Annotated in this window: 14 protein-coding genes; 5 read left to right on the top strand and 9 right to left on the bottom strand. The window is 65.1% G+C overall.

The window, feature by feature from the left end; genetic code table 11:
• The first annotated feature begins 4 nt into the window (after positions 1-4).
• Together LZA78_RS05165 and LZA78_RS05160 are read left to right on the top strand one after the other, a co-directional pair.
• Positions 5-685, top strand: coding sequence for a TRAP transporter small permease (locus tag LZA78_RS05165; protein ID WP_233675872.1), 681 nt, complete (start codon positions 5-7; stop codon positions 683-685).
• Between the two features lie 3 nt (positions 686-688).
• Entirely contained in the window at positions 689-2,077 is a 1,389-nt protein-coding gene (locus tag LZA78_RS05160) for a TRAP transporter large permease (RefSeq protein ID WP_233675871.1), read from the top strand.
• A 122-nt stretch (positions 2,078-2,199) separates the two neighbouring features.
• Here the strand turns inward: LZA78_RS05160 and tpiA are convergent, their stop codons facing one another.
• The 3 genes from tpiA to LZA78_RS05145 all read right to left on the bottom strand — a co-directional run bounded on the left by tpiA (position 2,200) and on the right by LZA78_RS05145 (position 3,810).
• Positions 2,200-2,943: a triose-phosphate isomerase gene (gene tpiA / locus LZA78_RS05155; RefSeq protein ID WP_233675870.1), complete on the bottom strand. Its 744-nt coding sequence runs from the start codon at positions 2,941-2,943 to the stop codon at positions 2,200-2,202.
• Between the two features lie 65 nt (positions 2,944-3,008).
• Positions 3,009-3,371, bottom strand: a complete 363-nt coding sequence (locus LZA78_RS05150; RefSeq protein ID WP_233675869.1) for a HesB/IscA family protein — start codon at positions 3,369-3,371, stop codon at positions 3,009-3,011.
• A 73-nt stretch (positions 3,372-3,444) separates the two neighbouring features.
• Complete coding sequence (locus tag LZA78_RS05145; RefSeq protein ID WP_233675868.1) at positions 3,445-3,810, bottom strand: SUF system Fe-S cluster assembly protein; 366 nt, start codon at positions 3,808-3,810, stop codon at positions 3,445-3,447.
• A 116-nt stretch (positions 3,811-3,926) separates the two neighbouring features.
• On the opposite strand from LZA78_RS05145, the gene prfA reads away from it, so the two are divergent.
• The 3 genes from prfA (at position 3,927) to LZA78_RS05130 (ending at position 6,716) form a co-directional block, all read left to right on the top strand.
• On the top strand, positions 3,927-4,982 hold the full coding sequence (gene prfA / locus LZA78_RS05140) for a peptide chain release factor 1 (RefSeq protein WP_233675867.1): 1,056 nt from the start codon (positions 3,927-3,929) through the stop codon (positions 4,980-4,982).
• Positions 4,979-5,836, top strand: coding sequence for a peptide chain release factor N(5)-glutamine methyltransferase (prmC, locus tag LZA78_RS05135; protein WP_233675866.1), 858 nt, complete (start codon positions 4,979-4,981; stop codon positions 5,834-5,836). The genes prfA and prmC overlap by 4 nt, the downstream gene beginning before the upstream one ends.
• 286 nt (positions 5,837-6,122) lie before the next feature.
• Positions 6,123-6,716 carry a DUF4167 domain-containing protein gene (locus tag LZA78_RS05130; protein ID WP_233675865.1) on the top strand — a complete coding sequence of 198 codons (594 nt, stop codon included), beginning with the start codon at positions 6,123-6,125 and terminating at the stop codon, positions 6,714-6,716.
• 37 nt (positions 6,717-6,753) lie between these two features.
• Here LZA78_RS05130 and rsmA read toward each other — a convergent pair whose 3' ends face one another.
• The 6 genes from rsmA to lptF form a co-directional block, all read right to left on the bottom strand.
• The gene (rsmA, locus tag LZA78_RS05125; protein WP_233675864.1) at positions 6,754-7,602 is read right to left on the bottom strand and encodes a 16S rRNA (adenine(1518)-N(6)/adenine(1519)-N(6))-dimethyltransferase RsmA; all 849 of its coding nucleotides are present in this window, start codon (positions 7,600-7,602) and stop codon (positions 6,754-6,756) included.
• Between the two features lie 111 nt (positions 7,603-7,713).
• Positions 7,714-8,688 carry a 4-hydroxythreonine-4-phosphate dehydrogenase PdxA gene (gene pdxA / locus LZA78_RS05120; protein WP_233675863.1) on the bottom strand — a complete coding sequence of 325 codons (975 nt, stop codon included), beginning with the start codon at positions 8,686-8,688 and terminating at the stop codon, positions 7,714-7,716.
• Positions 8,685-9,872 (bottom strand): peptidylprolyl isomerase, encoded by a 1,188-nt coding sequence (locus LZA78_RS05115; RefSeq protein ID WP_233675862.1) that lies wholly within the window; start codon positions 9,870-9,872, stop codon positions 8,685-8,687. Before LZA78_RS05115 ends, pdxA begins: the two co-directional genes overlap by 4 nt.
• A 96-nt stretch (positions 9,873-9,968) precedes the next feature.
• Positions 9,969-12,173, bottom strand: a complete 2,205-nt coding sequence (locus tag LZA78_RS05110) for an LPS-assembly protein LptD (protein ID WP_233675861.1) — start codon at positions 12,171-12,173, stop codon at positions 9,969-9,971.
• Complete coding sequence (gene lptG / locus LZA78_RS05105; RefSeq protein WP_233675860.1) at positions 12,173-13,279, bottom strand: LPS export ABC transporter permease LptG; 1,107 nt, start codon at positions 13,277-13,279, stop codon at positions 12,173-12,175. Before lptG ends, LZA78_RS05110 begins: the two co-directional genes overlap by 1 nt.
• Entirely contained in the window at positions 13,276-14,415 is a 1,140-nt protein-coding gene (gene lptF / locus LZA78_RS05100) for an LPS export ABC transporter permease LptF (RefSeq protein WP_233675859.1), read from the bottom strand. The genes lptG and lptF overlap by 4 nt, the downstream gene beginning before the upstream one ends.
• Positions 14,416-14,421 lie beyond the last annotated feature (6 nt).

Below are 14,421 nucleotides of genomic sequence, written 5' to 3'. Positions count from 1 at the left end.
GACCATGAGCGCGAAATATGCGCCGAAAACAGCCATTGGCTGGGCTGTCCATCACGCTGAGGAAACCGCTATCGCGGTGACGCTTGGGGTGATGACGCTGATTACCTTCGTGAACGTGGTTCTGCGCTACGTTTTCGCCCACTCGATGATCTGGGGGCTGGAAGCGACGTTGATCCTGTTCGCGTGGCTCGTGCTGCTTGGCATGTCCTACGCCATCAAGGTGACTGCCCATCTAGGTGTCGATGCGGTTCTGGGTATGGTTGGGCCGGGGATGCGCCGCATTCTGGCGATCGTCTCGGCGGTTCTGTGCCTGATCTATGCGTTCCTTCTTCTGAAGGGTGCCTGGGACTATTGGGCCCCCTTCGGCGGGTTCGAGCAGACCGGCGGGCGCTGGTTCCCTGAGGGCTTCATCAAGACGCGCGATCAAGCATGGTATGAGACCGAGACCATCCCGATGCCGGACTGGCTGCGCTTCATCGAAGGTCCTATGAACGAGGGCGAGGCCTACAACAAGCTGCCGCGCTTCATTCCCTATTTCATCCTGCCCTTCGGCACCGCGATGCTGTTCTTCCGCATCGCCCAGGCGACTTGGGACATCCTGCGCGGCCGCCGTGATGCGCTGATTGTTAGCCACGAAGCCGAAGAAGCCGTCGCCGAAGTGCGCCACATGAACGCCGAGGACTGATCCATGGATATCGTCATTCTCTTCACCATGGTGATCGGCTTCATGCTGATCGGCGTTCCGATCGCCATTTCGCTCGGCCTCAGCTCGATCCTGTTCCTTCTGTGGTATTCAGACACCTCTCTGGCCTCTGTTGCGCAGACGCTCTACCAGTCGATGGAAGGGCACGCGACGCTGCTGGCCATTCCGTTCTTCATTCTGGCCTCCAGCTTCATGTCCACCGGGGGCGTGGCGAAACGGATTATCCGCTTTGCCATCGCCTGCGTGGGGCACCTGCCGGGCGGTCTGGCCATCGCGGGCGTCTTCGCTTGTATGCTTTTCGCGGCGCTGTCGGGCTCGTCGCCCGCAACCGTGGTCGCCATCGGCTCGATCGTCATCGCGGCAATGCGCCAGGTAGGCTACTCCAAGGACTTCGCAGCGGGCGTCATCTGTAACGCCGGCACGCTCGGCATCCTGATCCCGCCCTCGATCGTGATGGTGGTCTATGCCTCGGCCACCGACGTTTCGGTCGGGCGCATGTTCCTTGCGGGCGTTATCCCAGGCCTTCTTGCGGGCTTCATGCTGATGGCGACGATCCTGATCATCGCGATCCGCAAGAACCTGCCCAAGGGCGAGTGGCAGGGCTGGGGCGAGGTCTTCGACTCGTTCAGGGACGCGTTCTGGGGCCTGATGCTGATCGTAATCATCATGGTGGGCCTCTACGGTGTCCCGGGCATCACCGCGGGTATCTTCACGCCCACCGAGGCCGCTGCCGTCGCCGCAGTCTACGCCTTCTTCGTCGCGAACTTCATCTACCGCGACATGGGGCCGCTCGACGAGGGCGAACAGAAACTGCCGCTGTGGAAGAAACCGCAGGCGATCATCACCGCCTTCTTCCACCCGGCCACGAAAGCGACCCTGTTCGAGGCCGGCAAGCTGACCATCACCCTGATGTTCATCATCGCCAACGCCCTGATCCTCAAGCACGTCCTGACCGACGAGCAGATCCCGCAAAAGATCACCGAGGCGCTTCTGGGCGCGGGTCTGGGCAAAATCATGTTCCTCGTGATCGTGAACGTGATCCTGCTGATCGGCGGGCAGTTCATGGAGCCCTCGGGCCTGATCCTGATCGTGGCGCCGCTTGTCTTCCCGATCGCGATCGAACTGGGCGTGGACCCGATTCACCTCGGCATCATCATGGTCGTGAACATGGAGATCGGGATGATTACCCCACCCGTGGGCCTCAACCTCTTCGTGACCTCGGGCGTGGCCGGGATGCCGATCATGCGGGTCGTGAAGGCGGCGCTGCCCTTCCTTGCGGTGCTCTTCGTCTTCCTGATCCTGATCACCTATGTTCCCTGGCTCAGCACGGTCCTGCCGACTGCCGTCATGGGGCCAGAAGTGATCGTGAAGTAAGGCTCAGCAACGAGCTTCAAAGAAAAGGAAAGGGCCCCGGTTTCGCGCCGGGGCCCTTTCTCCTTGTCCAAATACCTCGGGGGTGAGGCCCGCAGGGCCGAGGGGGCAGCGCCCCCTATCCCTCAGGCGCGTTCCAGCGCGCCGATGATCGCCCCAAAATCAGCGGCCTTCAGCGAGGCTCCGCCCACCAGAGCCCCATCGACATTCGAAGTTGCAAAGATCTCGGCCGCGTTCGAGGGCTTGACCGAACCGCCATACAGCAACCGGATCTGCGCCCCTTCCGACCCGAAGCGGCCGTTCAGCTCCGAACGCATGAAATCATGCACCTCGGCGATCTGCTCCAGCGTCGGCGTGCGACCAGTTCCGATAGCCCAGACGGGTTCATAGGCGATAACGGTATTGACCCCGGTCGCTCCGTCTGGGGTCGAGCCGAACAACTGCCGCCCGATCACTTCAAGCGTGGTGCCGGCGTCGCGCTCGGCCTCGGTTTCGCCAATGCAGATCACAGCCACCAGACTCTGGGCGCGCGCGGCCTCGGCCTTAGCGCGGATCATCGCGTCGCTTTCGCCATGATCGGCGCGGCGCTCGGAATGGCCCACGATCACATGGCTTGCACCCGCATCGGCCAGCATCTGCGCCGAGATGTCGCCAGTATGCGCGCCGGTCAGTTCCATGTGGCAATCCTGCCCACCAACCGCAACGCGCCCCGCTGCGACGGCGGCCATCGCCGAAACGAGCGTCGCCGGGGGACAGAGCAGAACGTCACAAGCCGGGTTGGGATGCGCCGCGATCAGCGCCTCGACCTCGGACAGGCTTGCCGCCAGCCCGTTCATCTTCCAGTTGCCCGCCGCGAGTTTCTTGCGCATGTTCCCCTCCCAAGAGTTTGCGACACATTAGGGCAGGGCGCAGGCAGGCGCAAAGGGCAATTGGATCAGCCCTCCTCGGGCATGTCCTTGAACTTGATGGATTCCCCGCAGCCGCAGGCCTCGACCACATTCGGATTGCGGAACTTGAAGCCGGATTCGAGCAGACCGACCTCGTAGTCGATCTCGGTTCCAAGAAGGAACATCTGCGCCATGGGCGCGATCAAAACGCGGGCCGGGCCTTCCTCGACCACGAGATCCATGGGGCCGGCCTCTTGTGCGACTTCCATGGTGTATTCCATGCCCGCGCAACCACCCTTCTTGACGCCGATGCGGAAGCCCGCGGCGTGCTCGCGCTCCATCAGCCGCGCGATCTGCTGCACGGCGGCCGAGGTGATGGTTACGGGCGGTTTGCCGGGAATGGCGAACATGGCGGTCTCCTGAGGTCCAGCGCCAAAGATAGGGGCCGGGGTTGGGCGCGGCAAGGTGCGCGCCCGGATGCGCTTACATGAAGCCGAGTTCGAGCCGCGCTTCGTCGGACATCATGTCCATGCCCCATTGCGGATCGAAGGTCATCTCGACATCGACCGACTTGATGCCATCGACGCATTCAACCGCATCCTGCACCCAGGTCGGCATCTCGCCCGCCACCGGGCAGCCGGGCGCCGTGAGCGTCATGACGATCTTCACATCGTTCTCAGCCGAAATCTCGATCGTGTAAATCAACCCGAGGTCATAGATGTTCACCGGGATCTCGGGGTCGAAGACCGTGCGACAGGCCTCAACCACGCTGTCATGCAGCGGGTGCTCGGTCGTCGAGGGCTTGATCAGGGGCGTACCCTCCAGCGGGGGCTGAGCGTCGGTCGTCATGGATTGGTCCGGTTCTCGCGATAGTCGAGAATTTATATAGGGAAAGGCGCGGCCAAGGTAAAGGCAGCGTTTGCCGCAGGCTTGACCGCAGCGTGCTTCCGCGCCAAACCGCTGGCATGGTTCCGTTCGACAAACTCGCCCAGATCACGCAACGCTTCGAGTATCTCGAGGCCAAGCTGAACTCATCCGCCGCGCCCGCCGAAATCGCGGCCCTGTCGCGCGAATATTCCGAACTGCGCCCCGTGGTCGAGGAAATCGCCGCCTACCGGCAGGCGCTTGACGACGTGCGCGAGGCGGAGGGCTGGCTGCGCGACCCCGAGATGAAGGACCTGGCCGAGGAAGAACTGCCGCGCCTGCGCGCCCGTATCCCTGAAATGGAGCAGGCCCTGCGTCTGGCCCTTCTGCCCAAGGATGCCGCCGACGCGCGCCCCGCGATCCTGGAAATCCGCCCCGGCACCGGCGGCGAGGAGGCCGCACTGTTCGCAGGCGATCTGCTGCGGATGTATCAGCGCTACGCCGAAAGCCACGGCTGGCGGTTCGAGCTGATGGATTTCACCGAGACCGAACTTGGCGGCGTCAAGGAGGCCGTCGCGCGGATCGAGGGCGAGGGCGTCTTTGCCCGCCTGAAATACGAATCCGGCGTCCACCGCGTGCAGCGCGTGCCTGAAACCGAGGCCGGCGGGCGTATCCATACCTCGGCCGCGACGGTCGCAGTGCTGCCCGAGGCCGCCGAGGTCGATATCGACATTCCCGCCTCGGACATCCGGATCGACACGATGCGCAGCTCGGGCGCGGGTGGCCAGCACGTCAACACGACCGACTCGGCGGTGCGCATCACGCATATTCCGACCGGCATCGTCGTGACTTCGTCCGAGAAGTCCCAGCACCAGAACCGCGCCAATGCCATGGCCGTCCTGCGCGCCCGGCTTTATGAGGCCGAACGTGAACGCCTGGCGAATGAGCGTGCAGCCGATCGCAAGGCGCAGGTGGGCTCGGGCGACCGGTCCGAGCGGATTCGCACCTACAACTTCCCGCAGGGCCGGATGACCGATCACCGCATCAACCTGACGCTTTATGCGCTGGCCCAGATCATGAATGGCGACCTCGACGAGGTGATCGACGCGCTGACCGCGCATGATCAGGCCGAGAAGCTGGCGGAGATGGAGGCGTGAAAGCGCAGGCCGCCCTTGTTCTTGGCACCCGGCGCCTGACCGCAGCAGGGATCGAGGGCGCCGCGCTCGATGCACGCCGCCTGATGGCCTATGCGCTGGACGAGGCGCCAGATCGGCTGACACTGCGCCTTCAGGACGATCTGACCGAGGCCGAGCAAGCGGCCTTCGACCGCGCCATCACCGCACGCGAGGCGCGCCAGCCCGTCGCGCAGATCACCGGGCGACGGCTTTTCTGGGGTCAGGAGTTCCGCGTCACGCGCGACACACTCGACCCGCGCCCCGAGACCGAGATTCTGGTGGCTGCGGCCCTTGAAGAGCCTTTCGCCAAATTGCTCGACCTTGGCACGGGGACCGGCTGCATCCTGATCTCCTGTCTGAAGGGGATGCCCTTCGCCGTTGGCACCGGCACCGATGTCTCACCCGCAGCACTTGCCGTCGCGCAGGGCAACGCCACCCGGCTTGGTGTCGAGAAACGCGCGCGATTCGTGGCCTCGGACTGGTTCGCGGCACTGATCGGGGTCTTTGATCTGATCGTCTCGAACCCGCCCTATATCGCGCAAGACGAGATGGCGGGCCTGTCGGTCGATGTGCGCGACTGGGAACCCTTGGGCGCACTGACCCCCGGCGGGGACGGGCTGGACGCCTACCGTGCCATTGCGCGTGGTGCCGCGCCGCGCCTGATGCCGGGCGGGCGGATATTGCTGGAAATCGGCCCGACACAGGCAAAACAGGTCAGCGATCTTCTGGCCGCGCAGGGGCTTGAGCGGATCGAGGTGCGCCAGGATCTCGATGGCCGCGATCGCGTGGTGATGGCGCGCAAACCGCTTGAGGACGGGGGCTGCGGCTGCGCCTGACAGCCCGGTTGTGGCCAAAACGCGCATTCCGGCGGTAAAAACCCGCCAATTCGCGGCCTTGGCGCAGATTTTTGCTTGCGAGTCCTGCCATCCCATGATTAGTCAAATCTGTGCAGGGCGGATGTCGATCCACCGCACGGCTCAGCTTCACACTGCGGGTCACTTGGTCTCAGGCGGGCTCTTGCCCGGTTACCGAAGGACCAGCCCGCAAGGAACGGCCAGTATCCGCTTTCCGGATCGCAGCCCAGACCTCAGCAGCCCCAAGGGGCAAAACGAACGAAAGCTCATGAGATCTTCGAAATCCCGTTCGCGCAATAAGTCGAACCGCCAACGCTCGATCGGCAATATCATCAACCGGGTGTTTGACAGCTCGGGCCCCGAGGGCAAGGTGCGCGGCACGCCGCAGCAGATCATCGACAAGTATCTGATGCTTGCCCGCGATGCGCAGCTGTCGAACGACCGCGTGGCCGAGCAGAACTTCCTCCAGCACGCCGAGCATTACACCCGCATGCTGGGTGAGGCGCAGCGCGAAATGGCGCGCGAGCAGGAAGAGCGTCAGCGTCAGAACCAGCAAAACGGCCATGGCCAGCGTGAGCGCGGCGAGAACCGCGGCGAGGACCAGCCCCGTGACGAGCAGCCCGAACAGCAGCCCGAACAGCAGCCCGCCGCCCCCGAGGCGCCGGAGCAGCCGGACGACGCCTCGACCCTCGTCGAGACGCCCGAAATGCGCGCCGAGGCCGTAAGTTCCGCAGCCCCTCAGGCCACTGAGGGCAAGCCGGCCAAGCCGCGCAACCGCCGCGCCCCGCGCAAGCCGCGCGAACCGAAAGGCGAGGACGCAACGACGCCTGAAGCGCCAAGCGAAGCCCCGATCGAAGAATGAATTCCCGAACCGCGCCCTAACCGGCGCGGTTTGCATTTCAGCCGCGCGCCGCCGCGACAAGCCGCGCGAGATGGCAGAATTGCTCAAGGCTCACCCGCTCGGCGCGCTCGGTCGGTGCGATGCCTGCCTCTTCCAGCAAGCTCTCGATTTGCGGATGGATACCCTTCAGCGAGGCGCGCAGCATCTTGCGGCGCTGGTTGAAACCCGCCGCAACCACCTGCTCCAGCACCTTCGGGTCGGCCGGAAAGCGCGGCTCGGGCAGGGCGCGCAGATGCACGACGGCGGAATGCACCTTGGGCGCAGGCGTGAAGGCTTCGGGCGGCAGGATCATCACGATCTTCGCCTCGCAGCGCCACTGCGCCAGGATCGCCAGCCGCCCGTAATGGTTCGAACTGGGCTTGGCCACGATCCGCTCCGCCACCTCTTTCTGGAACATGAGCGTCAGGCTTTCCCAGAACGGCGGCCATTCCTTTGGCGTAAGCCAGCGCACCAGCAACTCGGTCCCGACATTATAGGGCAGGTTGGCTGCAATCCGGATCGGCGGGGTCAGATGCGCACGCACATCGACCTCAAGCGCATCGCCGTTGATGACTTCGAGCCGCCCCGGATAATGCGCGGCGATCTCGGCCAGCGCAGGCAGACAGCGCGCATCTTTCTCGACCGCGAGAACCTTGCGCGCCCCTTCCGCCAGCAACCCGCGCGTCAAACCACCCGGCCCGGGCCCGACCTCCAGCACATCATGCCCGGTCAGATCCCCGGCCGAGCGCGCGATCTTCGCCGTCAGGTTCAGGTCCAGCAGAAAGTTCTGCCCAAGGCTCTTCTTCGCTACCAACTCGTGATCGCGAATGACCTCGCGCAGCGGAGGAAGCCCGTCGATCGCCGCCATCTGTGCCTCCTGCATTCAATGTGGTCCAAATATCCTCGGGGGTCCGGGGGCAGACAGCCCCCGGCCTCACCATTGCGCCGGGGATAGGGCATTCGCGCCGCACGAGCAAGCTCAGCCCGCGCGCGCGGCCCCCATCTGCGCCGCCAGTTTCAGCGCGGCGATCAGGCTTGAGGGATTGGCGCGCCCGTTTCCGGCGATATCGTAGGCGGTGCCGTGATCGGGCGAGGTGCGCACGAAAGGCAGGCCAAGCGTGACGTTCACCCCCTCGTCGAAGGCCAGGGTCTTGATCGGGATCAGCGCCTGATCGTGATAGGCGCAAATCGCTGCGTCGTAGCGCGACCGCGCGGCGGCGTGAAACATCGTGTCAGCCGGCAGCGGACCGGAGAGTGCAAAGCCCTCGTCGCGCAAGGCCTCGATCTCGTCCTGCATCCATTCGAGTTCTTCGCGGCCCATCACCCCGCCTTCGCCCGCGTGCGGGTTCAGCCCGGCGATGGCGATGCGCGGATTGTCGATCCCGAAATCGAGCCGCAACCCCTCGGCAGTAATCCGCACGGTCTCGCGTAGAACCGCCGGAGTGAAGGCGCGCGGAACCTCGGATAGGGCGATATGGATGGTTGCCGGCACGACGCGCAGCGCGGGCGCAGCCAGCATCATCACCACCTTGGCACCTCCGGCGAGATGCGCGAGGTATTCGGTATGGCCGGGAAAGGCAAATCCAGCGCCGTCTTTCAATGCCTTCTTGTGAATGGGCGCGGTGGTCAGCGCGAGTCCCTCGCCACGCATCACCAGATCGACGCCCCGCGCGATCACGTCGATGACGCCCTTGGCATTAGCAGGATCGGGTTTTCCCGGAAGTGCGGCCGCCTCGAACGGGTGCGGCAACACGGGCAGGGCGCTGCCAGCATGGGTCATCGCTTCGGACGGCTCGGATATCTCGCGCACAGAGGTTCCGCGCGGCAGATGTGCTGGATCGCCGATCCAGACGAACGGCAGGCTGGCACCTAGGGCCTCCCAAGCCTTCGCCGCGATTTCAGGCCCGATGCCCGAGGGGTCGCCGCAGCTCAGGATAACGGGCCTGTCGCTCATGGGCGGACGATCACCGCATTCGCGAGCAGATCGGCGATATCGCTATCCGAATAGGCGTTCAGGCGCTGGTTGGTCAGGCGCTGCCCGATCTCGTCGCGGGTGGGGGCAGTTTCGCCCTCGGCTAGCGTCTTTTCGCGTTTGCACAGCGTGACCAGCTCGGTATTCGCGCCACGCTGAAGCGCGCGGGTCTCGCCAATGTCCATGCTGGCGAGGGCGATGGCGATATCTTGCGGGATCGCGCCCTGAGGGAGCGTCTCGCGGATCAGCCGTTCTGCGGGCAAGTCCTTGGCGATGCCGTAGAAATCGTCGCAGCGATCAACCCGTGCCGCGATGGAACCGGCGTCGCTGGCGGTTTGAGCCGCCGTCGCGGGGCCGACGATGAAGCGGGTGTATTCCAGCGTCTGAGCGGTGGCGGGGGCTTTGCCGCCTTCGTCAATCGAGCGCAGCATGAAGACCGCCACGGCGTTGGGGATTTGCATCGGCGCGCTGGCCTGGCCGGGTTTGAGACCCATGATGACCGGGCGCAGGGCCGGGGGCATGTTGGAAACTTCCATCCAGTCAAGATGCCCACCCCGCGGCGCCGATTCCGTTGCCGAGAACTCGCGTGCAAGCGCGCTGAAGGCCGCGTCGCCCGAGGCGGCCGAGGCGCGCCGGGCCGCAGCCATCGCTTCGGCCTCCTGACCGGGCGGGGTGGGAATGATGATTTCCGAAATCAGCACCCGCGCAGTCTGGCCGCGCTCGCTTTCAAGCAGCATGGCATGGTCGATATCGGCGGCGGTGATCCGGATGCGGTTGGCGTATTTTGCGCGGATCGCATCGCGCCACAGCAGTCCCGCGCTGACGAAGTCGCGGAACGTCTGCTCCTCGATGCCAACTTGGGAAAGTTCCTGCACAAACTGCTCGGTGGTCAGGTTCGCGCGCCCGGCGAATTCGGACATGCCGGAGGAAAGCGCCTCGGCCGAGAGGGTGATCCCCGCGCGCTTGGCGGCGCTTTCGCGCAGCCGGTCCTCGATTAGCGCCTTTTCCGCCTCGGCCTGCAGGTCGCCGGTCTGGCGCAGCAGTTCAAGGAACTTTACGCGCTGCTCGATCTCGAAGGCGGTGATGCCGAGGTCGTTGACCATGATCACGGGCGCGAAGGGCGAAGCCGACTGGGCAAGTGCCGCGCCGCGACCGGGCTCTTGCATCAACACAGAGCCGCAAACCATGGCAAGGATAGGAAGAATTCGCTTCATCGTTCGATCCGTCGTCTGCCTGTTTCGTTCATCGGGCTGTGAGGGCGATCAGCGCGTGCAGACCCGGCGCTCGGCCCCCGAGGCCGCGTTCGCGCCGAAACCCGCAAGCTGCACCGACAGCCCGATCCCGGTTTCGGGCTTCACACTAGAGGAGGAAGTGAATCTGCGCGAGAGGGAAAGATCGACCGTCACGCATTCGGTGGCATATTGCAGCCCAAGTGACGCCCGGCTGGCCCGGTCGGCGGTGAAATCGTAGCGCGCGTCGAAGGTTCCCGACCAGCCGCCACCCAAGCCCCAGCCGCTTTCCAGCTGAAGCTCCGAGATCGCGTCGTCGCGGCCTTCATCGGGGTTCTCTTCCATCCACAGATAGCCGGCGCCGATCTGGTAGCGTTCACCGGCATAGGCCAGCCGCAGCTCATCGCGCGAGAAATTCAGATCGTCGTCGAATAGCGCGCGGTTCGACAGCATCAGCCCGTTCGCCCCGGTCAGATGCGCGGCCACAAGCCAGTCCGAGCGTGTGCCCGACAGCCCCGACCCCGTGGAAAACTGCTCGAGATCCTCGGCATGAACGACCCGGCCCGCAGTCACCCCAAGCGACCATCCCGCGGCGTCGTTGCGCGTCCAGCTCAGGCCAAGGTTGGCGCGCAGCCCGCGCTCGCGCATGTCGCCGCCCGGAAAGCGCGAGAAGGCGAACAGGTTGCCCTCGTCGAACTCCGTCAGCCAGCTGTCCTCGTTTGGCAGTTCCTCAAGCGAGTCGCGGCTCCAGATCAGTTGCGCCACGGGTTCGATGACATGGGCGGCGGCGCCCGAGGTCTTGACCCAGGGCCAGCGCAGCTCGACGCCAAGCGAGGGCAGGGCGCGCAGGATGGTTGTCTCGTAGCTCGGGTCCTGGTTGACCACGGCCGCGTCGAAGGCAAGCTCTGTCTCGGTCGTCGCCAGAATGCCGCCGTTCAGCAACCAGTTGCGGCGCCAATCCGCGACCAGCGACGCGCGCACCCGGTCGCGACCGTCCGAGATCAAATCGAGATCGGCGCCGTCCAGCTCGGTATCGGCGGCGCGCCGCAGCGCGCTGAGCTGCCATTCCAGCGTGGCCTCGCCGCCGATCAGGCCGGGGCGGAACACCTGAACCCATTGGGCATCGCCCGCCAGCATCGGCTCGGTCGCGTTGCTTTCCCCTTCGCGTAGCGAATGGGTATTGCCAAAACGCGCCCAGATCAGCTCGTCCCGGCGCACGCGGTCCAGCGTGATGCCCGACCAGAGGCGGTCGTCGTCGGTGATGTCGTAATCGACCAGATAGGCATCGTCGCTGGTCAGTCGCAGCTGGAGACCCAGATTGAAATCGGCGGGCAGCGCGAAGCGGGCGTCCATGAACAGGTAGCCGCGGTCCTCGTCCTTCAGGATATCGTCGCGCGAGTAGGCCCCGTTGACCTCAAGCGTGCCTTTGTCGAAGGCCCGGCGATACCGCATCCCCAGGGTCACCGTCTCGGAGGTGGACAGGTAGGGCTCGAGCGTCAGGTCGGCGCTGTCGCCGAGCGTGAAGAAATAGGGAACCTTGATCCCCGTGCCGAGGTTCGAGGTCGTGCGGATGCTGGACATCAGAAATCCCGACATGCGCTCGACCGTGGGATCGGGCATCCGCATATGCGGGAAGTAGAAGACCGGCGCCCCCATGACGCGGAATTGCGCGCCGTCGAACACAAGTTGCCGGGCGTCGGCGTCATGGGTGATCTTGCGCGCCCGGATTTCCCAAAGCGGCGTCGGGTCGGTGGCGCAAATCTCGCAAGACGAGGCGACGACCTGGCTGAAGGTAGTGATCCGGCCGTCCTTGCGCTCTATCCGCGCGGCGGCCAGTTGCAGCTCGCGCGCCATGACCATGCGCGCGCCCACCATGATGCCGTTTTGCAGATCGCGCGACAGCTCGGCCTGATCGGCCAGAAGCACATTGCCAGCCTCGCCGGGCTCGATCAGGCGGATCGGGCCTTCGATGGTCAGCCGGTCGGTCGTCTTGTCGTAGATCAGGCGAGAGGCGCTGAGCCTGTTCGAGCGGTAGTAGATCTCGACCGCGCCTTCGGCGATCAGCTGGTCGCTTGCTGTCAGCAGTATGCGGTCGGCCAGCAGCGTCGCGGCCTCATCAACGGCGGGCGCGGCGGTCGAAGTCTGCGCGAGTGCGCGCGGCACATAGGCGCCGCCAAGCGCGGTGCAAAGCGTAAGCGCGGCAAGTAGCGTGACCGGGGCGCTGCGGAAAAAGCCCATCAGCCGTCCTCCAGGTGAAGAATGAGCGCGGTGGAGAGCATGAGCGCGATGGCCGGGGGCGCCCATGCCGCAAGGATCACCGGGATCTGGCCGTTATCGCCCAGAACCTGCGCGATATTGCGCAGGAAGAACAGTGCAAGCCCCGCCGAAAGCGCCAGTAGAACCATCGCTCCGCTGCGCCCGAAACGGACATGCCGCATGGTGAACCCCGCTCCGATCAGAACCATCGCCGCCAGAATCAGCGGCTGTGCCAGCTCCATGTTGAACCAGACCTGATGGCGGCGCGCGGAAAATCCGGCGTTTTCGAGCGAGGCGATGAATTTCGGCAGATCCCAGATCGGCACGGCCGAGGGGGTGCCGAAGCTGTCGCGGATGCGCGCGGCGGTCAGGTCGGTGGCGATGTTCAGGCTGTCGGCGCGCTTGGCGTCACGCTCGGGGTTGGTCGAGGCGCCGATCGGCCAGTCCTTGGCCTGCGTCAGCTTCCATGCGCCCGGGGTCAGCAAGGCGCTTGTGGCGTCGATGCGGCGGATCGGGCCACGATCGGGGGCTACGATCATGAAGGTGACGTCATAAAGCTCGGTCGCGTCGAGATTGGCCCGCGTGGCGCGGATCACGGCCTGGCCGCCGGGGATCTCCTCGGTGCCCTGGCGCATCCACACGCCCTCGCGCCCGATCGAGACCGTGTCGGCCCCGGTCTGGCGGTAGCGGTTCGCCATTTCCTCGTAGCGCTTGGTGGTGGCCGAGACGATTGGGTTACCTACCGCAACCATCAGCGCGCCGAACAGCAGCGCGACGATCACAGGGGTCGCCAGCATCCGCATTGCCGAGAGGCCCGAGGCGCGTATCACCACCAACTCGGACGAGCGCGCGAGGCCAAGAAACAGCACCACCGCAGCCAGGATCATGATCAGCGGCAGGATCGTATAGACCGAGGCCGGAACGCTGAGCGCCGACAGCAGCGCCGCCTCTTTCAGGCCGACCTGATCGGCGCTGAAGCTGCGGATCTTCTCGACCATCTCGATCAGGAACAGGATACCCCAGAATGCGCCCATCACCATCAGCAGGGCGCGCAGGAAGCGGCGGGCGAGGTAGAAAGCCAGCGTCATGCGGAGACACCCTCCGCCGGCAGCGTGGCCGAGCGCGGGCGGCGACGAGGCCGCCCGGACCACCAGAGCAACAGCGCCGTCACGCTAAGCGCCGTCCCTGCGGGCACATAGTGCAGCCACCATGCCTCGGGCGCCGATTTGGTGGCGCTGTCGACCGCGTTGGTCAGGAACTGAAGAACGATCAGCCCGAAGATCGCGCCGCCGATCTGGCGCCAGAGGCCAAACCGGGAATAGCCGCCAAGCAGCAGCACCGAGAACCCGAGCAGTGTCGCCGCCGGGGCCAGCAGCGGTTGCGCGAGGCGCTGGTGCACGATGCGCGTCAGCGCGGCTGGCTCCTGCCTAGTCTGCGCTATCACCTCATCCGGCGCGCGCAGGATCGGGACGGTCATGATCTCGTCGATGCTGCGCTTAGAGCGCGCGCTGACCGACATCAACGCCCCGATATCATAGGTGAAATCGGCAAAGCGCATCGTCGCGAGGCTTTGGTCGGACAGCCGTAGCGTCTGCGCCATGCCGTCGAACATCACCAGCTTGGGGCCGCTGTCAGAGGGCACGATCAGCGCCCGTTCGGCCGTATAGGTGGTGCGGGTGCTGCCAGCGCGGGCGTCAGACAGGAAGATGTCCAGCAACTCGCCCAGTTCCGAGATCTGGCGGATGTAGATCGTCACGCCGGTCGCCGGGTGCTGGAACGATCCCTCGACCAGGAAACGCGCGGTGACGTTCTCGGTCACCTGTTGCTGGCGGTCGGCCATCTGCGCGCGCGATGCAGGCACCAGGAAATGCACCAGGAGCGTCATCATAAGGGCTACGATCAGCCCGAAGACGGCGACCGGCCACGCAAGGCGCCAGGGCGAGGCGCCGGTGGCCTGCATCACCACCAGTTCGCTGTCCTGGCTGGCGCGATTGACCGCATAGACCCCGGCCGCGAAAGCCGCGACCGGCAGCACCACGCGCACCACATTGGGCAGGGTCAGGGCGGTGAACTCCAGCACTACCCATGCGGTCTGGCCATCGGAAATGAGCCGGTCGAAGAGCCGGACCGCCTGGTTGACCCAGTAAACCGACACCAGCACCAGCGCGAAAAAGCCGAATAGTGCCATCAGCTGAGAAAGCAGATATCGGTCAAGACGCGTCAAACTCGC

The organism is Rhodobacter flavimaris (genome assembly GCF_021378075.1).
In the GTDB taxonomy this organism is placed as follows: domain Bacteria; phylum Pseudomonadota; class Alphaproteobacteria; order Rhodobacterales; family Rhodobacteraceae; genus Rhodobacter; species Rhodobacter flavimaris.
This window is presented reverse-complemented; position numbering and strand designations above follow the sequence as displayed.